This is a genomic window from Pseudomonas sp. 67(2021), from assembly GCF_017491835.1.
Lineage (GTDB): Bacteria > Pseudomonadota > Gammaproteobacteria > Pseudomonadales > Pseudomonadaceae > Aquipseudomonas > Aquipseudomonas atacamensis.
This window is the reverse complement of the sequence record NZ_JAFGYL010000016.1, coordinates 122,314-145,919: the sequence shown is the minus strand read 5'-3', so window position 1 is coordinate 145,919 and position 23,606 is coordinate 122,314. Positions and strand designations below refer to the sequence as shown.

The window sequence follows — 23,606 nt, the reverse complement described above, 5'->3', positions numbered from 1 at the left end:
GAGTTCAATCCATGCGAAGCACTCTCAACGTACGTAACCTGCGTCCCGATGAAACAGAGTTGGCACGGCTGTTTCTCGGCAAGCATGGCTGGAGTCATCGCACTGGCGATGCAGAATCGTTCGCTCGCCTGATTCAAAACTCACAGCGCACGGCTGTGGCCATTCAGGGCAAGCAGATTGTCGGTTTCGCCCGTGGCATCACCGACGAATTGTCCAATGGTTACCTGTCGATGGTAGTGGTCGATGATCGCCATCGGCGCAAAGGAATCGGGCGGGCACTGGTGGAGTACGTCATGGGTGACAACCCGGACATCACCTGGGTGCTGCGCGCTGGACGCGAAGGCGCTGAAGCTTTTTTCGCCGGCCTGGGCTTCGAGAAGTCCGTGATTGCCATGGAACGTCAGCGCCGCAAATAGCGCACGGTGGAAAAATCCCGACCACCAGACCGTTGCTCCGTGACAACGCCGCCCCGCTCCCCTAAATTAGTCGGCCTGAAAAAGACCTCGTGCTTTCTCGCCTCAACTCAAGTTAAAAAGTAGTGAAATTTCAATGTCCGATTTCAACACCGCTGAATCCGTAGTCACCCAGTCGTCCAAAGCGGAATACGAAAACTCCATCAATCTTTCACAACACCTGCCTCAAGCCAAAATCATCAGCGAGATGGTCCTGGACGCGTTCCAGTCGACCCGCGAAAGCGACCAGATCCGCGAATTGCGTGCGGCGATCCGTCAGGCGCATGACAGCTTTGATGACGACAAGGCGTACGAGCTGATGGGCGAACTCAAGCGCCTGAAAGACGCCGAGGCAGCCGATATTGCCGCGCTGGAAGACCTGAGCAGCAAGTTCTCGATCGGGCGCATTCTGTCCAGCTTCAAGGACGATCCGGCGTTTCAGGAAATCGTTTATGGTCTGGCGCTGAAAGTGCTGAATCAGACCCATCAGGCGATCAGCAATCCGAGCGGCGGCAAGAGCAAAGCTGCGAAGAAGAAAGAAGTGGAAATCTTCACCATCAGCAAGGACGGCGCCAGCGTGACCCTGCCAATGCGCACGCCGCGTTCGCGTCTGAACGTAGATCGTGAGGCACTGGAGTTCCTCGGTTTCACCTTCGTGGGTGAAGGCGATGAAGCCGAGCTGGAAAGCGAAACCTTCGTCGATAACGCCGGTACGGAACAGGCGGTGAACCGCAAGAACATCATCACCGCGCTGCAGCAGCAGACTGCGTTTGATGGGTACAGCATCGCGGCGCAGTAATCTGCCAAGCGCTTGCCAAAAAGCCCCGCGCTGAGTGATCAGGCGGGGCTTTTTGTTTGAGGCGGGGATAACCTCAAGCCGAAGGATGCAGCGCCGCAATCATGTCCACTTCAATCGCCGCATTCTTCGGCAACTGATACACGCCGATGGTCGTGCGCGTATGCCGTCCGGCATCGCCCAGCACATGGCTGAACACATCCGAAGCGCCGTTGGCCACTTCGCTCAGGTCGACAAAATCAGCGGTCGACTTCACATACACCGTGACCCGCAACAACGCGCGAATCTTGTCCAGCGAACCGACCGCATCGACGATCAGCGCCAGGCAACGCATGGCGCTGATGCTCGCCGCGGCTTGCGCATCCTTGAGGTTCAATTCCAGCCCCACGCGACCGGGATACAGGATCTTGCCATTGACCCGCGGCACCATGCCGCTGATGTAGAGCTCGTCGTGATGACGGATCAGCGGCGCGTAATTGCCACCAGCGGTGTTCTCGCCATAGATGTCGTAGTTGAGTTCTTCAGCCAGGGCGATAAAGCGCTCATCGCAGGTCATCCGTTCGGTCATTGCGCCCAGCCTTTTGATCAATGCACGGGTTAAGACAGTCGACTACCGGAGATGGCTTGGAGCTACTACTGTCGGGGTTGGATCCAAATCTATGGCGTTTGCCTAAGTTGTGCAACCAGCGTAGATGGAACAAAAAGCCCTAAACCTTTCGGATGCCCCGGACCACAAGCTGGTCTTCAGCGGCGCTCAAACAGCGTTCAAGCGCTCAACCATATCTGGAAATTTTTCAACCAGTCGTATCAATAAGGCTGCTTGAGCATTGGGCTTCGACTTTTCCTGCTCCCAATTTCGAAGGGTGTTTGGACTTGTCCTGATTCGACTGGCAAAAACAGCTTGAGACATATGCAGTTTTTCTCGAAGAGCAACAATTTCCTGTGCGCCCACTTCAGGTACAGGCTTGTCCTCAAGCACTGTATTGCGCAGTGTGATCTTGCCCTCGCGTTGAGCCGCCATCTCATCAACGCCCTGCATTAACTCTGCAAACAGGTCGCGTTTTTTCATGGGGTACCTCGTTTTTTCAACTCTTTATCAATGGCTGTCCTGAGTGCCCTCTCTTGCTCGGCAGTCAGCTTCTCAAGCTCATCTTTGTCGTAAATGGCGAACATCCAGAACTGACCATCATTCATAAGCCAATAGTAGAGAACCCGCAAGCCGCCCCGTCTTCCCTTGCCACGGCGAGAATCAGCCCAGCGCAGCTTACGGAAGCCACCCGTTCGAGGCATTACATCGCCCGCAAGCGGATTGCTCTGAAGGTAGTTCTGCAATGTTCGATATTCGTCGTCCGTCAGATAGCGGCCAACGCTTTTGGTAAATATCGTTGTTTCAAAAAAGATTGTTCGCATAGCCAAACTATAAGCAGCTTGACTATAGACAGCCTATCAACAAATCGCTGCTCGAATAAACAAAAAACCCCGCACATCTCTCAACGTGCGGGGTTTTTTCTGAAGCTTGCAAACCTTACGGCGCGTACGTCAGCAACAGCTCTGTCGGCACCTTGAAGTCCAGGGACATCATGACGCTCAACGCAGTGATGGTGAAGATCGAGAACACGAACAGCTTGCGTGCCCAGACCGTGTCATCGACTGCCTTGTAGCCGGTCCAGGCCATGTACAGCCAGTACATGCCCATGGCGGCGGCGACGGCGAGGTAGCTCATGCCGGCGTAGCCGCTGAAGGTCAGCATCAAGGTCGCCACGAGGAACGCCAGGATGTAGAGCAGGATGTGCTTCTTCGCCACTTGAATGCCGCGTTTCACTGGCAGCACCGGAATCGATGCGGCCAGGTAATCGTTGAAACGGAAAATCGCGATGGCGTATGAATGCGGCATCTGCCACAGGCTGAACATCACCAGCAGGGTCAGTGCGGCCATGTCGAAGCTGTTGGTCACGGCAACGTAACCGATCACTGGCGGCATGGCCCCCGACAGACTGCCCACCAGCGTGCCGTGAACCGACTTGCGCTTGAGGTACAGGCTGTAGAAGCCGACGTAGATGATGAAGCCGATTACTGCGAACAAGGCAGCCAACGGGTTGGCCACCTTGTACAACAAGGCAACGCCGAGAACACCCAGAATGGTCGCGTAAACCAGGGCCAGTTTCAGGGAGATGAGGCCCTGGACCAGCACACGGTTCTTGGTGCGTTCCATCTTCAGGTCGATGTCGCGGTCGATGCAGTTGTTGAACACGCAACCGGAGGCCACGACCAGGGAAGTACCGATCATGGCGGCCAGAAACACCGCCAGATCGACATGCCCTTTCGAGGCCAGGAAGAACCCGCCTGCCACAGAAAGCACGTTACCGAAAATGATCCCCGGTTTGGTGATTTGGATAAAGTGCTTGAGCGACATCGGGTCTACCTCACTTCGCCATCATGTACGTGTGGATGCTGAACATGATCCACAGCGACAGGCCAACCAGCAGCACGATCACGATCGCCGTAAAGACGAATGCGATCACGTTGTTACGCTGTGCAATGGAACGGTCCAGGTGCAGGAAGTAATACAGGTGAACGATCACCTGGATCACTGCGAACAGCAGAACGATTGCCAGCGTCGTCGACTTCGGCAGGGTCGGGTACATCACCAGACCGAACGGAATGACGGTCAGGATTACCGACAGGATGAAGCCGATGGCGTACGACTTGACGCTGCCGTGGCCAGCATCGTGGCTGTCATGGGAGTGTGCGTTAGCCATTACAGAGTCCCCATCAGGTAAACAACGGTGAAGACGCAAATCCAGACCACGTCCAGGAAGTGCCAGAACAGGCTCAGGCAGCTCAGACGGGTCTTGTTGGTCGACGTCAGGCCATGCTTGTTGACCTGATACATCATGATGCCCATCCAGATCAGACCGGCCGAAACGTGCAGACCGTGGGTACCGACCAGGGTGAAGAACGCCGACAGGAAGCCCGAACGGCTAGGACCGAAGCCCTCGGAGATCAGCAGGTGGAACTCGTTGATCTCCATGGCGATAAAGCCCGCGCCGAGCAGGAAGGTCATGAACAACCAGCCCAGAACCGCCTGCTTCTTGCCCTTGTACAACGCCAGCATGGCGAAGCCGTAGGTGATCGAACTGAACAACAGCAGAGCGGTTTCGCCCAGCACGTAAGGCAGTTCGAAGATCTCGTGGCCCGACGGGCCACCGGCTACGTTGTTTACCAGTACTGCGTACACCGCGAAGATCGACGCAAACAGAATGCAGTCGGTCATCAGGTAGAGCCAGAAACCGTATACGGTCATCTCGCCCGAGTCGTGGTGATGGTCATCGTGCCCATGGTCACCATGGGCGTGTCCAACATTGGTCACTAAGTTCGACATGGTTTAAGCCTGTTCCAACGAGGTTTCAACACGGGTGGCATTGGCCGGGATTTTCCCTGCCGCGACCAGACGCTTGTGCTGCTCGGCTTCGATACGCTCGATCGTTTCAACCGGAACCATATAGCCCTGGTCGTCACGTGCAGCGTGGATCACGAAGTAAACGACGGTGCCCACCAGGCTCGCGATCGCCAGCCACCAGATGTGCCAGATCATCGCGAAACCGAAGACGGTCAACAGCGCGCCCATCACCACGCCAGTGGCGGTGTTGTTCGGCATGTGGATCGGCTCGTACTTGGCCGGACGCTGGTACGCAGTACCATTTTCCTTGGCTTCGGTGAACGGGTCGATGCAGTCAGCCTTAGGCAGCACAGCGAAGTTGTAGAACGGTGGTGGCGACGAGGTCGACCATTCCAGGGTGTGTGCATTCCACGGGTCACCGTGATCGCAAACGTTCTCTGGCTTGTTGCGGTCACGCACACTGACGTACAGCTGGATCAGTTGGCAGGCGATACCTACAGCAATCATCACCGCACCGAACATGGCAACGTACAGGTACGGTACCCACTCAGGGTTGGTGGTGGCGTTCAGACGACGGGTCATGCCCATGAAGCCCAGTGCATAGAGCGGCATGAACGCGACGAAGAAGCCCGAGATCCAGAACCAGAACGCTGCTTTACCCCAGCCTTCGTGCAGCTTGAAGCCGAACGCTTTCGGGAAGTAGAACGCGAAGCCAGCGATGTAACCGAATACCGCACCGCCGATGATCACGTTGTGGAAGTGCGCGATCACGAACAGGCTGTTGTGCAGCACGAAGTCAGCACCCGGGATGGCCAGCAGTACGCCGGTCATGCCGCCGATGGCGAAGGTCACCATGAAGCCCAGAGTCCACATTACCTGGCTGGTGAAGCGCAGACGGCCCTGGTAGATGGTGAACAGCCAGTTGAACAGCTTCACACCCGTCGGGATGGAAATCAGCATCGTCGCCAGACCGAAGAAGGCGTTGACGCTTGCACCCGAACCCATGGTGAAGAAGTGGTGCAGCCAGACCATGAAGCCCAGTACCGAGATCGCGCCCGAGGCGTAGATCATCGAGTGGTGGCCGAACAGTTTCTTGCCGGTGAAGGCCGAGATCACTTCCGAGAAGATGCCGAAGGCCGGCAGGATCAGGATGTAAACCTCAGGGTGGCCCCACGCCCAGAACAGGTTGACGTACATCATCGGATTGCCACCAAGTTCATTGGTGAAAATGTGGAAATCCATGTAACGGTCAAGGGTCAGCAGTGCCAGGGTAGCGGTCAGGATCGGGAACGAAGCCACGATCAGAACGTTTGCCCAGGTGCAGGTCCAGGTGAAGATCGGCATGTCCATCAGTTTCATGCCAGGGGTACGCATTTTCAGTACGGTCGCGAGGAAGTTGACCCCGGTTAACGTCGTACCCAATCCGGATAGCTGTAGCGCCCAGATGTAGTAATCCATACCCACGCCAGGGCTGTATTGCAGACCCGACAGCGGCGGATACGCAACCCAACCGGTCTTGGCGAATTCACCGATACCCAGCGACAGGTTGATCAGCACAACGCCGGACACCAGCAGCCAGAAGCTCAGGGAGTTCAGGAACGGGAACGCAACGTCACGCGCGCCGATCTGCAGCGGCACTGCAAGGTTCATCAGGCCGGTGAAGAATGGCATCGCCATGAAGATGATCATGATCACACCGTGAGCGGTGAAGATCTGGTCATAGTGTTCAGGTGGCAGGTAGCCAGGCGAACCCTCGGTGGCCATGGCCAGCTGGGTACGCATCATGATCGCATCGGCAAAGCCGCGCAGCAGCATGACCATGGCGACGATGATGTACATCACGCCGATTTTCTTGTGGTCGACCGAAGTCAGCCACTCGGTCCACAGGTACGTCCACTTCTTGAAGTAAGTGATCGCAGCGAACAGCGCCAGACCACCGAGGGCGATCATGGCGATGGTCACCATCACGATCGGCTCGTGGAATGGGACTGCTTCCCAACTTAATTTACCAAACATCGTTTACTCCTCTGCCCCGGCAGCTGAATGCGAACCCGCGTCAATATCCGTGGCCGCCACTTCTTTCTCTTTCTTCTCGTGCTTCAGCGGCTTGCCCGGCTTCATACCTTCGTACTTGTCGACGATGATCTGGAACTGGTTCGGCGTGACCGACGAGTAGAGTTCGACTGGGTTGTTCTGGCTCGGTTTGGCCAGGGCCGCGTATTCAGCCTGATCAAGCTGTTTAGGCGACTTCTTGACTTCACTTACCCAGGCGTCGAAATCTTCCTGAGTGGTGGAGATAGCCTTGAATTTCATACCGGTGAAACCGGCACCGCTGTAGTTGGCGGAGATACCGTCCATTTCAGCGTTGCGGTCAGCGATCAGGTGCAGCTTGGTCTGCATGCCCGCCATCGCGTAGATCTGGCCGCCCAGGCCCGGGATGAAGAACGAGTTCATCACGGCGTCGGAGGTGATCTTGAAGTTGATTGGCGTGTGCGCCGGGAACACGATCTTGTTGACCGTGGCAATGCCTTGTTCCGGGTAGATGAACAGCCACTTCCAGTCCAGCGCGACGACTTCGATGGTCACCGGCTTGACGTCAGACTCGATCGGACGATACGGGTCCAGCTCGTGAGTCGAGATGTAAGTGATGTAGCCCAGGGCGATGATGATCAGCACCGGGATGGTCCATACGGCCACTTCGATCTTGGTCGAGTGCGACCACTTCGGCGTGTAGACCGCGTTCTTGTTCGAAGCGCGGTACTTCCAGGCAAACAGGAAGGTCATGACGATGACCGGCACGACGACCAACAGCATCAGCAGCGTGGCGGTGATGATCAGGTTGCGCTGTTCCAGGCCGACCTGGCCCGTTGGATTGAGCAAGGTCATGTTGCAGCCTCCCAGCAACAACGTGCCGAGCAGCGGCACTAGGCCTAGTAATCTGGGGTACCTGTTTTTACTCATCTCACGACCTCTAAAGCAGCTTGCGCAATGCAGTTGGGTTTTGATCGCCAACACTTCACCCTGCCAAGGGTTGGCATTTTCTTTGGATTGAATAAGGGCCGCCCGTCGCGCGTCTCACGCTCGACAAAACCTTGGGACAGCGTTCAGTTCTTATTCGAATTCGTGGTCAAAGGCCTTGTTACAGACCAATTCCATTTGGTGCGGAAAATTGGAAAGGCACCGACACCAGGGTGTCTCGAAAACCTCGCGGCTCGCTCGACACCCGACCTCCTGATCAGTTCCTTGATAAAGGCTGAACAGCGTCGGGAATTCAGTGCGGGCGATTGTAGATAGGTAGCGCCCTATACACCATGTCTTATCCCGAAATAATTTTTATCACTCAGAGCAACAATCCATCGCCATTTTTGCAAAAGTTGCGCAAGTTATCGAAAGCGTTTCTCAATAAAAGCGGCAAAATCTGCCAGCGTAACCGCCTCAAATCAGACAGCTCTGCACCCGATCTACAAACGCTGGAGCGGCGCAAAGCCTGATGTTCCAAGGGCTTCGCCCATCTGCCGGCGCCTGTTAAAACTGCCTGCTCTGGTACGTCCGTGCTCAAGCCCGAAAACACTAAAACTGGCCAATGTTTTTATGTAACAGGCGGCCAATCCGCCGCATCCCGAGTCCCTGCGACAGCCCCTGTGTGACAACATGTCGCACATTTGCCGCACGCTTCATTGCCGTTCGTCACGGTGTTTTCACAAACGCTCTGAAATGCAAAACGCCCCGATTTTCAGCAGCGAAAATCGGGGCGTTTTGTTTATCGGCAGCTCTGCCGAGAAGTTGACTCAGTGCAGCGCTTTTCGATTACGCGAAGTCAGCAGAGGCACCAGAATGACCACCAGCACGAAGGCCACCAGCGCCCATTGCGCCAGCGACAGACCGAGGATCGGCGGATACGGCGTCGAGCAGAAACCGTCGACCTGGAAGCCCAGCGGGAAGATCTTCGCCAGCGGCAGATCATCGACAATCGGCTGCAGCACATCGACGCCACAGCTCACCGCCGGATAGAACTGCGTATAGACGTGATGCCCGGCCACACCGGCCCCGGCGATCGCACAGATCACCACCAGCGTCTCGAACACGGTGATGCTGCGACGGCTGCGCATGCCCGCACCGATAAAGGCGAACAGTGCAATCAGCAACAATGCATAGCGCTGCAGAATGCACAGTGGGCAAGGTGCTTCGCCGAGCACGACCTGCATGTAAAGTGCGCCGCCGATCAACGCCAGGCAGATGATCCCCAGCAACACCAGATAGCGCCGCTCACGCCCCAACCGCATCGTTTCCTCGCTCATTGCCTTTCCTTTGTAAGTCCATGGTCCAGCCGGCCGGCGGCTGAAATTGTCGCAAGTCTACACCGGGGCAATAAACGATAGAGCGGTTAAGGAATGATTAACCAACATGGCTTTTGCGGCGCGCAGAAGATTCGCGAGCAGGCTCGCTCCCACAATGGATGTGCGTCGAACGCAAATCCGGTGGGAGCGAGCCTGCTCGCGAACGAGACAAGGCGGTCTCGGATCACTCCAGAGCAGCAGCCGGGCCGAAGAACTCGTAACGGCTCTGTTTCTCCGGCACGCCCAACGCTTTCAGATGCCGTTTGATCGCGCCCATGAACCCCTTCGGTCCCAAGAAGTAAGCATCGACATCACGCTGCGCCGGCAGCCACTGGCCGAGCAGTTCTTCGCTGAGCAGGCCAACCTTGTCCGCCGCCGGGCTGACCCCATCTTCTTCGGCGTAGCAATAGAAGCGCTTGAGTTGCGGATGACGCGCCGCCAGCCCATCGACCCAGTCACGGAATGCGTGGACGCTGCCGTTACGCGCGCAGTGGATAAAGTGCACCGGACGTTCGGTGGCCAGCGCTGCTTCCAGCATCGCCAGCGTCGGGGTGATGCCGACGCCGCCACTGATCAGCACCAGTGGTTTGTCGCTGGCCGCCAGGGTGAATTCGCCCGACGGCGGGAACAGTTGAATGCTCGAGCCGACGTGCAGTTGATCATGCAGATAGTTGGACGCGCGACCATTCGGTTCCCGCTTGACGCTGATGCGGTACTGACCGTTATTGGCCAGTGCCGAGAGCGAATAGTTGCGACGGATTTCTTCGCCGTCTAGCATCAGCTTCATGCCGATGTACTGACCCGGTTCGGCCGCAAGAATCGGCCCTTTGTCTGCCGGTTCGAAGTAGAACGAGGTGATTTCGGCGCTCTCTTGCACCTTCGCCGCAACGATGAATTCCCGCGCACCGCGCCAGCCGCCGACGGCTTGTTCCTTCTGGTCGTAGATCGCGGCTTCGGCGCCGATCAGGATGTCGGCCAGTTGCCCGTACGCAGCGCCCCAGGCACTCATCACCTCAGGCGTGGCGATCTCTTCGCCGAGCACTTCGGAAATGGCGCGCAGCAGGCAGCTGCCGACGATCGGGTAATGCTCCGGCAGAATCTGCAGGGCGACGTGTTTGTTGATGATCTTCGCCACCAGATCGCCCAACTGGTCGAGCTGATCGATGTGCCGGGCGTACATCAGCACGCCGTTGGCCAACGCACGCGGCTGATCGCCACTGGCTTGATGCGCCTGGTTGAACAGCGGGCGCACTTGCGGGTATTCGGAGAGCATCATGCGGTAGAAATGTGTGATCAACGCCTCGCCGCCGCTTTCCAGCAGAGGCACGGTGGATTTGATGATGGCACGATCCTGGACGCTAAGCATAAGGTGACTCCTGCGCTTTCTTGAAAGATTGCATTAGGGATATCAGCTTTCGTGCCAACTAATTAATCCTTTGAATTCAACAGCTTGAAAACTTCATAGTCATTTCGACACAAATGAACGTATAGTCATCGCGACTACACCTTGTCTCTTTGACTACATAACCATGACCGCTAAATCCCTGCTTACCGCCCTGCTGCCTCTGGTCGCCGACCTCTCCCGCGAACTGCCCGAAGGTGAGCGCTACCGGCGTTTGCTCGAGGCCATGCGCGCCTTGTTGCCCTGCGATGCCGCCGCGTTGTTGCGTCTGGATGGCGAATCATTGGTGCCGCTGGCGGTGGATGGCTTGAGTACCGACACCCTCGGCCGGCGCTTCAAGGTCAGCGAGCATCCGCGTTTTGAAATCCTGCTGGCCGGCGCCGGGCCGACGCGCTTCGCTGCCGACAGCGACCTGCCCGATCCTTATGACGGATTGGTCGATGGCCTCGACGATCATCTTGAAGTTCACGACTGCCTCGGCTGTCCTTTATTCGTCGATGAAAAACTCTGGGGCCTGATCACCCTCGACGCGCTGGACCCGGAGCGTTTCGAGCCGATCGAACTCGACGCCCTGCAAGCCTTCGCCAGCCTCGCCTCGGCCACGGTCAACGCCGCCGAACGCATCGAACGTCTGGCCACCCGCGCCGAAGACGAGCATCAGCGCGCCGAGGTCTACCGTCAGGCCAGCGGTCAGCAGCACCGCGAAATGATCGGCCAGAGCAAGGCGCATAAACGTTTGGTGGAAGAAATCAATCTGGTCGGCGGCAGTGATCTGACTGTTCTGATCACCGGCGAAACCGGGGTCGGCAAAGAGCTGGTAGCCCAAGCGATCCACGCCGCCTCCGCGCGCGCCGACAAACCGATCATCAGTCTCAACTGCGCCGCCCTCCCCGACACGCTGGTGGAAAGCGAACTGTTCGGCCACGTGCGTGGCGCCTTCACCGGCGCCACCAGCGACCGGCGTGGCAAGTTCGAACTGGCCAATGGCGGCACGCTGTTTCTTGATGAAGTCGGCGAGCTGTCGCTGACGGTCCAGGCCAAGTTGCTGCGCGTATTGCAGAGCGGCCAGTTGCAGCGCCTGGGTTCGGACAAGGAGCACCAGGTCGACGTGCGTCTGATTGCCGCGACCAATCGTGATCTGGCCGAAGAAGTGCGCAGCGGTCACTACCGTGCCGACTTTTATCACCGCTTGAGCGTGTACCCGCTGCGGGTGCCGGCGCTGCGCGATCGCGGGCGCGACGTGTTGCTGCTCAGTGGCTTCTTTCTCGAGCAGAACCGCTCGCGCATGGGCCTCAACAGCCTGCGTTTGAACAGTGATGCTCAGGAAGCGCTGCTCGCCTATACCTGGCCGGGCAATGTCCGGGAGCTGGAGCATTTGATCGGACGCAGTGCGCTGAAGGCGCTGGGTAACTGCAAAGTGCGGCCGAAGATTCTGAGTCTGAGCGCGGCGGATCTGGATTTGCCCCGAGAGGTTGTGGATAACGTGGTTGCGCCTGCCAATGCTGACTTGGTCAACGTGATGCCGATGATCGGTGGTGATTTGCGCAGTGCCACCGATGAGTTTCAGCGGCGCCTGATCAGTGCAGCGCTGGAGCGTCATCAGGATAACTGGGCGAGTGCGGCGCGGGAGTTGGGGGTGGATCGGGCGAATCTGGGGCGGATGGCCAAGCGCTTGGGCATGAAATAACCACGCCATGTAGCTTGCTTGATGACCTGTGGCGAGGGGATTTATCCCCGTTGGACGGCGCAGCAGTCCCGTCTTTTGTGCCCGCTACGCGACCCAACGGGGATAAACCCCCTCGCCACAGATGTTTTTTGTCCAGACGACAACTGAGCTAAAGCCCCACCTTCTGACGCCGATAACACGGCATCAAAGGTTTCTGGCGATTTTCACTCTCGCCCATCCACAGAAGGTTCTTATGTCCTCCACCAAAGCCCGCGCAGATTCACTTTCGCTTCTGCTGTTTACCTTGCGCAGCGGCAAGCTGATGGCGATCAACCTGCTGAAAGTCAGTGAAATCATCCCCTGCCCGCCGCTGACCAAGCTGCCGGAGTCGCACCCGCACGTCAAAGGCATCGCCTCGCTGCGCGGTGCATCGCTGTCGGTGATCGATCTCAGCCGCGCGATCGGCGAGCGGCCTCTGGAAGATCCCAACGGTGGCTGCCTGATCGTCACCGATGTCAGCCGTTCCAAGCAGGGTCTGCATGTGCAGGCGGTGAGCAAGATCGTCCATTGCCTGACCACCGACATCAAGCCGCCACCGTTCGGCTCTGGCGGCTCGCGTGCCTACATCACCGGCGTGACCTCAGTGGACGGCACGCTGGTGCAGGTGCTGGATATCGAAAAAGTCATCCACAGCATCGCCCCGGCGCAGATCGAAATGGCGCCGACCGACCTGACCATGGAAGACGCCGAAGTGCTCGGCAACGCGCGCATTCTGGTGGTCGATGACAGCCAGGTGGCGCTGCAGCAATCGGTGCACACCCTGCGCAACCTCGGCCTGCAATGCCACACCGCGCGCAGTGCCAAGGAAGCCATCGACTGCCTGCTCGACCTGCAAGGCACCGCGCAGCAGATCAATCTGATCGTCTCCGACATCGAAATGTCGGAAATGGACGGCTATGCCTTTACCCGCACCCTGCGTGAAACCCCGGACTTTGCCCACTTGTACGTCTTGCTGCACACCTCCCTCGACAGCGCGATGAACAGTGAAAAGGCGCGACTGGCCGGTGCCAATGCGGTGCTGACCAAGTTCTCCTCGCCGGAGCTGACCCAACGTCTGATCGAAGCGGCCAAGCACGTCGCGGCCAACGGGCACTGAGTCTTGGCCGAGACGTTTTGCTTTCTGCTGCGGCGCGACTTGAGTGAAGCGGTGCCGGATGCGCAGTGGCCGGACGGGATTGAGCTGTCCGTCTACCGCGAGGAGCTGGCGCCGGCGTTGCATCAGTTGATGCAGCTTGGACATCTGGAAGGTGGCGGTCGAGTGCCGTCACTGCACGACTGGCGTCAGCGCTTTGCCAGCGACCCTGAATACGATCCAGCATTGTGTTTCGTGGCCTGCGATGCCGAGGGCGTGGTGGGCGTGGCGCAGTGCTGGACCAGTGCGTATATCAAGAATCTGGTGGTGCACCCGCGAATGCAGGGCCGGGGGCTTGGACGCGCGTTGTTGCTGCATGCCTTCAGCGTCTTTCAACAGCGGCGCGAGGGGTTTGTCGATTTGCGGGTTCTGGAGGACAACCTGCGGGCGCGGCGGTTGTATGAAAGTGTCGGGATGTATGTGGTCCGCCGGGAATTGGTGCCGGACTGATCAAAGTCAAAAGATCGCAGCCTCCGGCAGCTCCTACAGGAAACCGCATATCCATGTAGGAGCTGCCGAAGGCTGCGATCTTTTAGCGGTGCCCCAGGCAACAAAACTCTTCAGGCAGACTCAAACCTTGGCCATAACCAAGGATGCCCAACCATGAAAGCCTTCACCCTGGCCCTGCTCAGCCTCACCGCCCTGGCCTCCCAGGCCCACGCCTCCAGCCCCGACGCCTGGGCCGCTTACGACAAGACCGTGCTCGCCAGTTGCACCAAGGCCAGCGGTCTGAAAAACGTCAAACCTGTCGGCACGCCCGCGCAATTCGACGACCGCGTCGGTTACACCGCCGTTCTGCTGCAAGGCCAATACCCGCAAAAACACATGAAAGGCCAGCAAGGCAGCGAGCTGTGCCTGTACAACAAACAGTCGAAAACCGCGTTCGTCACCGAGTGGGATTCGATTCGCCCGGCCACGAACACCCACTGAGTGGCGCAGTCCTTGCTTCGATCCGGTTCTGTGCGATGGTTTTCCGCCGTCGTTTCACACCCTGATTGAAGAAAGATCGCTCAATGAATACGACGTTTTCCTGCGTAGGCTGCGGCAAATGCTGCACCGACCACCATGTCCCGCTGACGCTCGCCGAAGCCCGCATGTGGGCGGCCGATGGCGGTCAGGTGATCGTGCTGGTCGAGGCATTTCTCGGCAATGGCCTGGGCCTGCCGGCGCAGCAGCGCGAACATGCCGAGCGCCGTTCGGCGGTGGTCCGCAGTGGCACTACTGATGCTCATGTGGCGATCACCTTTGCCGCCTACAACGTCGGCCCCTGCCGGAATCTTGACGACGACAAGCGCTGCCGGATCTACGAGCGGCGCCCGCTGGTGTGCCGGATTTACCCGGCGGAAATCAATCCGCACATTCCGCTCAATCCAGCTGCCAAGGATTGCCCGCCAGAGTCCTGGGAGCAGGGGCCGGAGCTGATCGTGGGCGGTGAGTTGGTTGATCGGGAACTGGTTGAGCTGATCCAGCGTTCGCGTCAGGCGGATCGGGATGACATCAAACTCAAGGATGCGATATGCGCAACGTTGGGGATTCGCACCACGGCGCTCAAGGGCGACGGGTTCACCGCGTACTTGCCGAACATGGATGCGTTTGCAGCGGTGATCGACCAGGTGAGCGCGCAACCACTGGCGGCGCGAACCAGTGAATGGCTGTTTCATTTGTCCGGCGATGATGTCGCCGGGCAAGTGCTGGCTGCGGGCGGGCAAGTGGTGACGGAACCGGCGCAGACTTATGCGTTTATTTCATTGCGCGCGGCTTGATCTGATATTTGTGCTGTAGCGGATGTCGCTTTCGCGAGCAGGCTCGCTCCCACAGGTTTGGGTTCTACACAGATCCAATGTGGGAGCGAGCCTGCTCGCGAAGAGGCCAGCACAAGCTCCATTACTTTCCGATGTCAGCGCTTTCCCATCGACCGACGCGTCCCCGGCGGCGCCATGCCCGGGGTTTTGGTGTGGCCATTCTTCGCGCCATTCTTGTACCAAGGCTGATTCGAGCCTTTCGCCGAAGCCAGCTCGCCCGGCTTGAACGGGAACTTGAACGCCGGGATCTCGGCCTTGGTTTCGCTGGCGTCAGCCACTTCAGCCGGGACGTCGCTCACAGCGTCGTCAACCGGCGGTTGGGTCGGGGAAGTCATAAAAGCTCCGGGAACAAAAAGTCGGCCCGATCAGTGAGCCGCAAAGGCGCGCAGTATACCTGTGCGCTCTGGCTCGGCATCTGAAGATTTGCACCGTGCGCTGAATGGCTGCCTGGCACTGACACTGCGTGATGATATTTCCGTTCATGCGTTGTTGAACGTCACCCAACAATTGCGACGTGCTCTCCAGCAATTGCTCAAGAAGCGCGTCATCTTCATCCATATAGCCTTCGTATTCGGCGAGATTGCGCCGCTCATGGCACAGCGCAAACAATCGCACCTGAACCTTGCTGCTTTGCGTGGTATGGATCAGGCACTGGAATACCAGATAGCGCTTGTCCGATCGATAGCCACTCAGGCGAAGAGCTGTCAGCGCCAGCGCGTGAGCGGCGTTGTAGGCCAAATCGAACCGGCTGGAAAACGACAGTGTGCAAGTGTGCGCATCCTTGAGCCTGTCCAAAGCCGAGCGCATCAGACCTTCACACTCCTTGCGGTCAGGTGGCTCCGCTTTCAGTACACCGCTACGTAGAAGATTCTCCAGACTCTCGTTGCTGCCCATCCTTGGACTCCAAAGGGTTTGCCCCTGACAGATCGATTTTTTCCTGCTGCATCACTCGCATGACAAAACTGTTCTGTGCCGCCAGCTTCCTGGCCCAGTCTTGCGGGGTGTATAGCGTCGGGTTGATGGGACGCCCCAATTGCTCCTCCAACGGCATGAGTCGCTCCATCAACTCACTGTAGTGCAGGCTTTCGCCAATCAGCATGAGATCTATGTCACTGAGTGTGTTCGCCGAGTTTTTGGCGATGGAGCCATACACGAACGCCCACGTGATCTGTTCGGCAAACGGTTCTAATGCCTGACGAAGAGGCTCGGCAAAACCGAATGTCTTGCGCGTGATGCCCAGAAGCTCCGCGTAGATAGGACATGCGGGGTTGGCCTGGTAATGGGTCTGGTTACCCACTCGAGTCATGCTGAGAATCCCGGCTCGTTGCAATCGATCGAGTTCACGCATCAGGCCGCCTTTGCCAACCCGTGCCCAGCGCACAATTTCGTTGGCGTAGAACGTCTGGTCAGGCTTGCCGAACAACAATCCCAACACTTTTTGCTGGGTGGCGGTGAACAGGGCTTCGCTTAAAGAAAGGTTTTCCACTGGCGCAAACCGAAGAGTCCCAAAACAGGAACGATAGGTCCCTTTTAGGGACTTATCAACTCAACGGTAATCGCAGCCAGAGCAATTAACGTCGGAAACTGACAATCCTGACAGCCAGCCGTCACCCTGCCGACCGCCTGACCGGTTTATAACTGGTCAATCTGCCCAAACTCCAGACTTCGGCGCCGCGCATGTCCATCCAGAAAAACAAAATCCTGCTGGCCACTCTCCTGATTCTGCTGGCAGCCGCCGGCCTGTGGTTCGCGCTGAAACCGGCGCCGGCCAAACTGGCTACACCGACTGCCATTCCGGTGCGGGTGGTGACGGTCAGCGCCAAAGACGTGCCGCGCTATACCAGCGGCATCGGCTCGGTGCTGTCGCTGCACAGCGTGGTGGTGCGTCCGCAGATCGACGGAATCCTGACGAAAATTCTGGTCAAGGAAGGTCAGCTGGTCAAAGCAGGCGACCTGCTCGCCACCATCGATGACCGCTCGATCCGCGCCAGCCTCGACCAGGCCCGGGCGCAGTTGGGCGAGAGTCAGGCGCAGTTGCAGGTCGCGCTGGTCAATCTCAAGCGCTACAAACTGCTCAGCGTCGACGACGGCGTATCGAAACAGACCTTCGACCAGCAACAGGCCTTGGTCAATCAGCTCAAGGCCACGGCACAAGGCAATCAGGCCTCGATCGATGCGGCGCAGGTGCAACTGTCCTACACGCAGATTCGCTCTCCGGTTACTGGGCGCGTCGGTATTCGTACGGTCGATGAAGGCAACTTCCTGCGCATGACCGACACCCAAGGCCTGTTCACCGTCACGCAGATCGACCCGATCGCCGTCGAGTTCTCCCTGCCGCAGCAGATGCTGCCGACCCTGCAGAGTCTGATCAGCGATCCGCAACGCGCCCCGGTCAAGGCGTACATCGGAGCCGATACTGATGGCGAAACCGGCAATCTGCTCGGCGAAGGTCAGCTGACCCTGATCGACAATCAGATCAACGCCAACACCGGCACCATCCGCGCCAAGGCCGAATTCGCCAATGCCAGCCAGAAGCTCTGGCCGGGTTTGCTGGTGACGGTAAAAATTCAGACGGCTGTGGATAAAGATGCGCTGGTGGTTCCGCCCACCGTCGTACAGCGTGGCCTCGAACAACACTTTGTTTACCGCGTGAAGGACGACAAGGTCGAGGCGGTGCCGGTGCAAATGGTTTATCAGGGCAGCGGCCAGGACATCATCAAAGGTGTCAACGCTGGTGACGTGCTGGTGACCGACGGCCAGTCGCGACTCAAACCGGGCTCGAGCGTGCAAGTCATGAGCGAGCCAGCGCAAGTGGTGCAGGCGGAGCCCAAGCCATGAACTCGCACAAGGGCATCTCGACCTGGTGCATCGATCACCCGGTGGCGACGATTTTGCTGACCTTCGCTCTGGTACTGGTCGGCGTAATTGCCTTCCCGCGTTTGCCGATTGCGCCACTGCCGGAAGCGGAATTTCCTACGATCCAGGTCTCGGCACAGTTGCCCGGCGCCAGCCCCGACACCATGGCTTCCTCAGTGGCCACGCCGCTGGAGGTGCAATTCAGCGCCATCCCCGGCATGACCCAGATGACCTCCAGCAGTGCGCTGGGCTCAACTCTGCTGACCTTGCAGTTCACCCTCGAGAAAAGCATCGACACCGCCGCCCAGGAAGTACAGGCGGCGATCAACACCGCCGCCGGCAAGTTGCCCAAAGACATGCCGACGCTGCCAACATGGAAGAAGGTCAACCCGGCCGACAGCCCGGTGCTGATCCTCAGTGTCAGCTCGACACAGATGCCCGGCACTGAACTCAGCGACCTGGTGGAAACCCTGCTCTCGCGTCAGATCAGTCAGGTCGACGGCGTCGGCCAGATCAACATCACCGGCCAGCAACGCCCGGCGATTCGCGTACAAGCCTCGGCGGACAAACTCGCGGCCATCGGCCTGACGCTGGCCGACATTCGGCTGGCGATCCAGCAAACCAGTCTTAATCTGGCCAAAGGTGCGCTGTACGGCGAATCGAGCATCTCGACGCTGTCGACCAACGACCAGTTGTTCCACCCCGAGGACTACAGCGAGCTCATCGTTTCTTACAAGGATGGCGCCCCGGTTCACCTGCGCGATGTCGCCAAAGTCGTCAACGGTGCGGAAGATGCCTACGTGCAGGCCTGGGCCGGAGATCGCCCCGGTGTGAATCTGGTGATTTTCCGCCAGCCCGGCGCCAACATCGTTGAAACCGTCGACCGCATTCAAGCCGCCCTGCCCGGCCTCGAAGCGATGCTGCCGGCCTCGGTGCAGGTGAAAACCCTGATCGACCGCACGCAGACCATCCGCGCCTCACTGCATGAAGTCGAAATCACCTTGCTCATCGCGATTCTGCTGGTCGTCGCGGTGATGGCGCTGTTCCTGCGCCAGTTGTCGGCGACGCTGATTGTCTCGGCGGTGCTCGGCGTCTCGCTGATTGCCAGTTTCGCCCTGATGTACATCCTCGGCTTCAGCCTGAACAACCTGACGCTGGTGGCGATCGTCGTCGCGGTCGGCTTCGTCGTGGACGATGCGATCGTGGTGGTGGAAAACATCCATCGCCATCTCGAGGCCGGCGATGACATGCGCGAGGCGGCGATCAAGGGGGCCGGCGAGATTGGCTTCACCGTCGTTTCGATCAGTTTCTCACTGGTGGCGGCGTTCATTCCGCTGCTGTTCATGGGCGGTGTGGTCGGGCGCCTTTTCAAGGAATTCGCCCTGACCGCGACTTCGACGATCATGATTTCCGTGGTGGTGTCGCTGACGCTGGCGCCAACCCTTGCCGCGCTGTTTATGCGTAAGCCGGTACATCACGCCAACGCCCAACCCGGTTTCAGCGAACGCCTGCTCGGCTGGTACGAAAAGGGCCTGCGCCGCGCCCTCGATCATCAGAAATTGATGATCGGCGTATTCGGTCTCTCGCTGGCGTTGGCGGTCGCCGGCTACATTTTCATTCCCAAGGGGTTCTTCCCGGTGCAGGACACCGGTTTTGTCCTCGGCACCACTGAAGCCGCTGCGGATATCTCCTACGGCGACATGGTGAAAAAACACTTGGCGATGGCCGAAATCGTCGCGGCCGATCCGGCGGTGCAGGCCTTCTCGCACTCGGTCGGGGTGTCCGGCAGCAACCAGACCATCGCCAACGGGCGCTTCTGGATCGCCCTGAAAAAACGTGGCGACCGCGATGTCAGCGCCAGCCAGTTCATCGACCGCATCCGCCCGCAACTGATGAAAGTGCCCGGCATCGTCCTTTATTTGCGCGCCGGGCAGGACATCAACCTAAGCTCCGGCCCCAGCCGTGCGCAGTACCAATACGTACTCAAGAGCAACGACGGCGCGACCCTCGCCACCTGGACCCAGCGCCTGACCGAGAAACTGCGCAGCAATCCGGCGTTTCGCGACATTTCCAACGATCTGCAACTGGGCGGCAGCATCACCCACATCAGCATCGACCGCAGCGCCGCTGCGCGTTTCGGCCTGACCGCCAGCGATGTCGACGAGGCGCTGTACGATGCATTCGGCCAACGGCAGATCAATGAATTCCAGACCCAGGTCAACCAGTACAACGTGATTCTCGAGCTGGACACCAAACAGCGCGGCAAGGCCGAAAGCCTCAACTATTTCTACCTGCGCTCGCCACTGAGCGGCGAGATGGTGCCGCTGTCGGCGCTGGCAAGGTTTGACGCGCCAACCATCGGCCCGCTGTCGATTGCTCACGACGGCATGTTCCCCGCCGCCAATATGTCATTCAACCTCGCCCCCGGCGTGGCATTGGGCGATGCGGTGATTCAGCTCAACCAGGCCAAGGCCGAGATCGGCATGCCCACCGCGATCAGCGGCAATTTCCAGGGTGCGGCGCAGGCGTTCCAGAGTTCGCTGGCCAGCCAGCCGTGGCTGATTCTGGCGGCGCTGGTGGCGGTGTACATCATTCTCGGCGTGCTTTATGAAAGCTTCGTGCATCCACTGACAATCATTTCGACCCTGCCGGCGGCAGGTCTGGGCGCGGTGATCATGCTGTGGATCTGCGGCCAGGACTTTTCGATCATGGCGTTGATCGGTCTGGTGCTGCTGATCGGCATCGTCAAAAAGAACGGCATCCTGATGATCGACTTCGCGCTCGAGGCGCAGCGCCAGCGCGGTCTGCCGCCGCAGGAGGCGATTTTCGAAGCGTGCATCACCCGGTTCCGGCCAATCATCATGACCACCCTCGCCGCCCTGCTCGGCGCATTGCCGCTGATGCTCGGCTACGGCACCGGCGCCGAACTGCGCCAGCCGTTGGGGATTGCCGTGGTCGGCGGTTTGCTGGTCAGCCAGATGCTGACGCTGTTCACCACGCCGGTCATATACTTATGGCTCGAGCGGCTGTTTCACCGGCACTCACACCCACCAGCCCCAACGCCCGCAACGGCACTGGCGACCACAGACTGAGGCGGTCATGCGCGTTCTGATCATCGAAGACGAAGAAAAAACCGCGGATTATCTGCACCGTGGCCTGACCGAACAGGGCTACACCGTCGACCTTGCCCGCGACGGTGTCGAAGGCCTGCATCTGGCGCTGGAATGCGACTACGCCGTGATCGTCCTCGACGTCATGCTGCCGGGGCTCGATGGCTTCGGCGTACTGCGCGCATTACGTGCGCGCAAGCAGACCCCGGTGATCATGCTCACCGCCCGCGAGCGCGTCGAAGATCGGATAAAGGGCCTGCGCGACGGCGCCGACGATTACCTCGGCAAACCGTTTTCCTTTCTCGAACTGGTCGCCCGCCTGCAAGCGCTGACCCGCCGCAGCGGCGGCCATGAGCCGGTGCAAGTAACCATCGCCGACCTGTGGATCGATTTGATCAGCCGCAAGGCCACCCGCGCCGGCACGCGCCTGGATCTGACCGCGAAAGAATTCTCCCTGCTCAGCGTGCTCGCCCGTCGCCAGGGCGAAATCCTTTCAAAGACCGCAATCGCCGAAATGGTCTGGGACATCAATTTCGACAGTGACGCCAACGTCGTCGAAGTCGCGATCAAACGCCTGCGCGCCAAGCTCGACGGGCCGTTCAACGAAAAGCTGCTGCACACGATCCGCGGCATGGGTTATGTGCTGGAGAGCCGTGGTGTCCAGTAACTCGATTGCCTTGCGCCTGAGCGGCATGTTCACGCTGGTGGCGCTGGTGGTGTTTCTGTTGATTGGCGGCGCGCTGTATCAGCAGGTCGACAAAGGTCTGGATTTGTTGCCCGAAGCCGAGCTGGACGCGCGTTACAGCGTGCTCGAATCCACCGTCGGCCGTTACGGCACGCCGGAGCATTGGGTGAAGATCAACAACAAGCTCAAACTGCTCGGTGAGGAAGACAAGCGCATCAGCTTCTGGATCAGCAGCGGTGATCCGCGCTACGAATACGGCAACCTTACGCCGCAGATTCGTGCCGCCATCAATGGCCCGTTGGGCATGCACGATCTGCAACTGCCCGATCAGCCCTACCCGCTGAAAGTGCTGGTCAGTCAGTTCCCCGCCAAGGATCAGCGCCCGCCGTTGCGTTTCATGATCGGCATCGACACCGAGACGCTGCATCAGACCCAGCATCACTTGCTCATCGCCCTGATCAGTCTGGCGATTGTCGGGGTGCTGCTGGCCTCGGCATTGGGCTATTGGGTCGCAAGAATCGGTCTGAAGCCGTTGATCAAACTGTCGCAGGAAGCCCAGCGTCTGGCACCACCGCTGCGCGCCGGACGCTTGCGCCTGTCGCCGCTGCCGCCGGAACTGGAACAGTTTGTCGAGTCGTTCAACTCGACCCTGGAACGGGTCGAACTGGCCTATTCACGGCTGGAATCATTCAACGCCGACGTCGCCCATGAACTGCGCTCGCCGCTGACCAACCTGATCGGCCAGACCCAGGTCGCACTGACTCGCGGGCGCTCCGCCGAACACTATTTCGAAGTGCTGCAATCGAACCTCGAAGAGCTGGAGCGGCTGCGTTCGATCATCAACGACATGCTGTTTCTGGCCAGCGCCGATCAGGGCAACAAAGCGACCAAACTGACCTCGACGTCATTGGCTGATGAGGTGGCGACGACGCTGGACTATCTGGATTTCATCCTTGAAGACGCGCAGGTTGAAGTGCAGGTCAGCGGCGATGCGCAAGTGCAGATCGAGGTCGCGCATCTGCGCCGGGCGCTGATCAATTTGCTCAGCAACGCGGTGCAGCACACCGAACCGGGTCAAGTGATCGAGGTGCGCATCGAGGTTGAAGAACATCAGGTGAGCATTGGCGTGGCCAATCCCGGGTCGCCGATTGCCAGCGAGCATCTGCCGAGGTTGTTCGAGCGGTTTTATCGGGTTGATGCCTCGCGTAGCAACAGCGGCAACAACCACGGCCTGGGGCTGGCCATCGTCAAGGCGATTGCGCTGATGCATGGCGGGGATGTGTTTGTGCGCAGTGATCGGGGCATGAACACCTTCGGCATCAACCTCCCGGTCTGATTTTTTGTCGAGCGATCGTTCCCACGCTCCGCGTGGGAATGCAGCCCGGGACGCTCTGCGTCCCTTCCAAACCGAACGCGGAGCGTCCGTGGAGACATTCCCACGCGGAGCGTGGGAACGATCAACTCGACGGGATGATCTTTGCTTTTGCTGTAACAGTCATTTATGAAAATCACGCTGTTTCCCAAACCCCGGCAACCTTATCTTTGCCCGCACCAAACAGCACTCGCTAAGCGAGAAGGTTTTCAAGATGTCCAACAGTATGGGTATTGCCAGCGCATTCGTTTTGTCCTCATTGATCCTGTCGCCGATGGCGATGGCTGAAGAATCGCAAGCGTTCGTGGCGCACAACGTCGCTCGCGCGCAGGCATTCGATCAGCATCAGGCCGAAGTGATGGCCAAGGCTCAAGACGCGACGCAATCCCCGCAGGCCGCTACTTCCCAGGCTCAAGCGCTCGAGAAAGACAGCTGAGTCTCACCGCGAAAGGTTTCCCTCGACGCGGTTGTTTGGCTCTTCCCGTTCAACCGTCGTCACTCCAGGCCGCTGCCATTCAGCGGCCTTTTTTCGTTGT

General features: G+C 58.9%; 24 protein-coding genes and 1 pseudogene. 12 read left to right on the top strand and 13 right to left on the bottom strand.

Going from position 1 to position 23,606, the window contains the following annotated elements; genetic code table 11:
* The first annotated feature begins 11 nt into the window (after positions 1-11).
* Positions 12-416: a GNAT family N-acetyltransferase gene (locus tag J5M66_RS19595; protein ID WP_197892117.1), complete on the top strand. Its 405-nt coding sequence runs from the start codon at positions 12-14 to the stop codon at positions 414-416.
* Positions 417-549: 133 nt separating this feature from the next.
* On the top strand, positions 550-1,251 hold the full coding sequence (locus J5M66_RS19590; protein WP_016773307.1) for a hypothetical protein: 702 nt from the start codon (positions 550-552) through the stop codon (positions 1,249-1,251).
* A gap of 73 nt (positions 1,252-1,324) precedes the next feature.
* Here the strand turns inward: J5M66_RS19590 and J5M66_RS19585 are convergent, their stop codons facing one another.
* The 10 genes from J5M66_RS19585 to hmpA form a co-directional block, all read right to left on the bottom strand.
* Complete coding sequence (locus tag J5M66_RS19585; protein ID WP_016773306.1) at positions 1,325-1,816, bottom strand: RidA family protein; 492 nt, start codon at positions 1,814-1,816, stop codon at positions 1,325-1,327.
* Between the two features lie 186 nt (positions 1,817-2,002).
* A complete protein-coding gene (locus tag J5M66_RS19580) occupies positions 2,003-2,317 on the bottom strand; it encodes a helix-turn-helix domain-containing protein (RefSeq protein ID WP_122611835.1) in 315 nt (104 codons plus the stop codon).
* Positions 2,314-2,658 (bottom strand): hypothetical protein, encoded by a 345-nt coding sequence (locus J5M66_RS19575; RefSeq protein WP_041479945.1) that lies wholly within the window; start codon positions 2,656-2,658, stop codon positions 2,314-2,316. Before J5M66_RS19575 ends, J5M66_RS19580 begins: the two co-directional genes overlap by 4 nt.
* Before the next feature lie 115 nt (positions 2,659-2,773).
* Positions 2,774-3,661: a heme o synthase gene (cyoE, locus tag J5M66_RS19570; RefSeq protein WP_016773305.1), complete on the bottom strand. Its 888-nt coding sequence runs from the start codon at positions 3,659-3,661 to the stop codon at positions 2,774-2,776.
* Between the two features lie 10 nt (positions 3,662-3,671).
* Positions 3,672-4,007 (bottom strand): cytochrome o ubiquinol oxidase subunit IV, encoded by a 336-nt coding sequence (cyoD, locus tag J5M66_RS19565; RefSeq protein WP_011335842.1) that lies wholly within the window; start codon positions 4,005-4,007, stop codon positions 3,672-3,674.
* A complete protein-coding gene (cyoC, locus tag J5M66_RS19560; protein WP_024014230.1) occupies positions 4,007-4,630 on the bottom strand; it encodes a cytochrome o ubiquinol oxidase subunit III in 624 nt (207 codons plus the stop codon). Before cyoC ends, cyoD begins: the two co-directional genes overlap by 1 nt.
* A gap of 3 nt (positions 4,631-4,633) precedes the next feature.
* Positions 4,634-6,664 (bottom strand): cytochrome o ubiquinol oxidase subunit I, encoded by a 2,031-nt coding sequence (gene cyoB / locus J5M66_RS19555; RefSeq protein ID WP_016773302.1) that lies wholly within the window; start codon positions 6,662-6,664, stop codon positions 4,634-4,636.
* A 3-nt stretch (positions 6,665-6,667) separates the two neighbouring features.
* Positions 6,668-7,609, bottom strand: coding sequence for a ubiquinol oxidase subunit II (cyoA, locus tag J5M66_RS19550; RefSeq protein ID WP_024014231.1), 942 nt, complete (start codon positions 7,607-7,609; stop codon positions 6,668-6,670).
* Positions 7,610-8,436: 827 nt separating this feature from the next.
* Entirely contained in the window at positions 8,437-8,946 is a 510-nt protein-coding gene (locus J5M66_RS19545; RefSeq protein ID WP_122507825.1) for a disulfide bond formation protein B, read from the bottom strand.
* 223 nt (positions 8,947-9,169) lie between these two features.
* On the bottom strand, positions 9,170-10,351 hold the full coding sequence (gene hmpA, locus J5M66_RS19540) for an NO-inducible flavohemoprotein (RefSeq protein ID WP_207809321.1): 1,182 nt from the start codon (positions 10,349-10,351) through the stop codon (positions 9,170-9,172).
* Positions 10,352-10,514: 163 nt separating this feature from the next.
* On the opposite strand from hmpA, the gene norR reads away from it, so the two are divergent.
* The 5 genes from norR to J5M66_RS19515 all read left to right on the top strand — a co-directional run bounded on the left by norR (position 10,515) and on the right by J5M66_RS19515 (position 15,008).
* A complete protein-coding gene (gene norR, locus J5M66_RS19535) occupies positions 10,515-12,074 on the top strand; it encodes a nitric oxide reductase transcriptional regulator NorR (RefSeq protein ID WP_207809323.1) in 1,560 nt (519 codons plus the stop codon).
* Between the two features lie 232 nt (positions 12,075-12,306).
* Positions 12,307-13,209 carry a chemotaxis protein gene (locus J5M66_RS19530; protein WP_016773296.1) on the top strand — a complete coding sequence of 301 codons (903 nt, stop codon included), beginning with the start codon at positions 12,307-12,309 and terminating at the stop codon, positions 13,207-13,209.
* Positions 13,210-13,212: 3 nt separating this feature from the next.
* The gene (locus tag J5M66_RS19525) at positions 13,213-13,695 is read left to right on the top strand and encodes a GNAT family N-acetyltransferase (protein ID WP_123444191.1); all 483 of its coding nucleotides are present in this window, start codon (positions 13,213-13,215) and stop codon (positions 13,693-13,695) included.
* A 153-nt stretch (positions 13,696-13,848) separates the two neighbouring features.
* Positions 13,849-14,175, top strand: coding sequence for a hypothetical protein (locus tag J5M66_RS19520; RefSeq protein WP_123444190.1), 327 nt, complete (start codon positions 13,849-13,851; stop codon positions 14,173-14,175).
* A gap of 83 nt (positions 14,176-14,258) precedes the next feature.
* On the top strand, positions 14,259-15,008 hold the full coding sequence (locus J5M66_RS19515) for a YkgJ family cysteine cluster protein (RefSeq protein WP_122693149.1): 750 nt from the start codon (positions 14,259-14,261) through the stop codon (positions 15,006-15,008).
* A 134-nt stretch (positions 15,009-15,142) separates the two neighbouring features.
* Here J5M66_RS19515 and J5M66_RS19510 read toward each other — a convergent pair whose 3' ends face one another.
* From J5M66_RS19510 to J5M66_RS19500, 3 genes and pseudogenes are all read right to left on the bottom strand, one after another.
* Positions 15,143-15,382 carry a hypothetical protein gene (locus tag J5M66_RS19510; RefSeq protein WP_016773292.1) on the bottom strand — a complete coding sequence of 80 codons (240 nt, stop codon included), beginning with the start codon at positions 15,380-15,382 and terminating at the stop codon, positions 15,143-15,145.
* A 142-nt stretch (positions 15,383-15,524) separates the two neighbouring features.
* Positions 15,525-15,941, bottom strand: a pseudogene (locus J5M66_RS19505) (hypothetical protein); the annotation flags it as partial.
* The gene (locus tag J5M66_RS19500; protein WP_123444188.1) at positions 15,904-16,533 is read right to left on the bottom strand and encodes a nucleotidyltransferase domain-containing protein; all 630 of its coding nucleotides are present in this window, start codon (positions 16,531-16,533) and stop codon (positions 15,904-15,906) included. The gene J5M66_RS19500 and the pseudogene J5M66_RS19505, both read right to left, overlap by 38 nt.
* 191 nt (positions 16,534-16,724) lie before the next feature.
* Between J5M66_RS19500 and J5M66_RS19495 the strand changes: the two genes are divergently transcribed.
* The 5 genes from J5M66_RS19495 to J5M66_RS19475 all read left to right on the top strand — a co-directional run bounded on the left by J5M66_RS19495 (position 16,725) and on the right by J5M66_RS19475 (position 23,506).
* Complete coding sequence (locus tag J5M66_RS19495) at positions 16,725-17,885, top strand: efflux RND transporter periplasmic adaptor subunit (RefSeq protein ID WP_024014238.1); 1,161 nt, start codon at positions 16,725-16,727, stop codon at positions 17,883-17,885.
* Complete coding sequence (locus J5M66_RS19490) at positions 17,882-20,995, top strand: multidrug efflux RND transporter permease subunit (protein WP_130902229.1); 3,114 nt, start codon at positions 17,882-17,884, stop codon at positions 20,993-20,995. The genes J5M66_RS19495 and J5M66_RS19490 overlap by 4 nt, the downstream gene beginning before the upstream one ends.
* A gap of 7 nt (positions 20,996-21,002) precedes the next feature.
* On the top strand, positions 21,003-21,680 hold the full coding sequence (locus J5M66_RS19485; protein ID WP_016773287.1) for a heavy metal response regulator transcription factor: 678 nt from the start codon (positions 21,003-21,005) through the stop codon (positions 21,678-21,680).
* On the top strand, positions 21,670-23,034 hold the full coding sequence (locus J5M66_RS19480) for a heavy metal sensor histidine kinase (protein WP_207809325.1): 1,365 nt from the start codon (positions 21,670-21,672) through the stop codon (positions 23,032-23,034). The genes J5M66_RS19485 and J5M66_RS19480 overlap by 11 nt, the downstream gene beginning before the upstream one ends.
* Positions 23,035-23,284: 250 nt before the next feature.
* Positions 23,285-23,506 (top strand): hypothetical protein, encoded by a 222-nt coding sequence (locus J5M66_RS19475; RefSeq protein ID WP_016773285.1) that lies wholly within the window; start codon positions 23,285-23,287, stop codon positions 23,504-23,506.
* Positions 23,507-23,606: the final 100 nt, after the last annotated feature.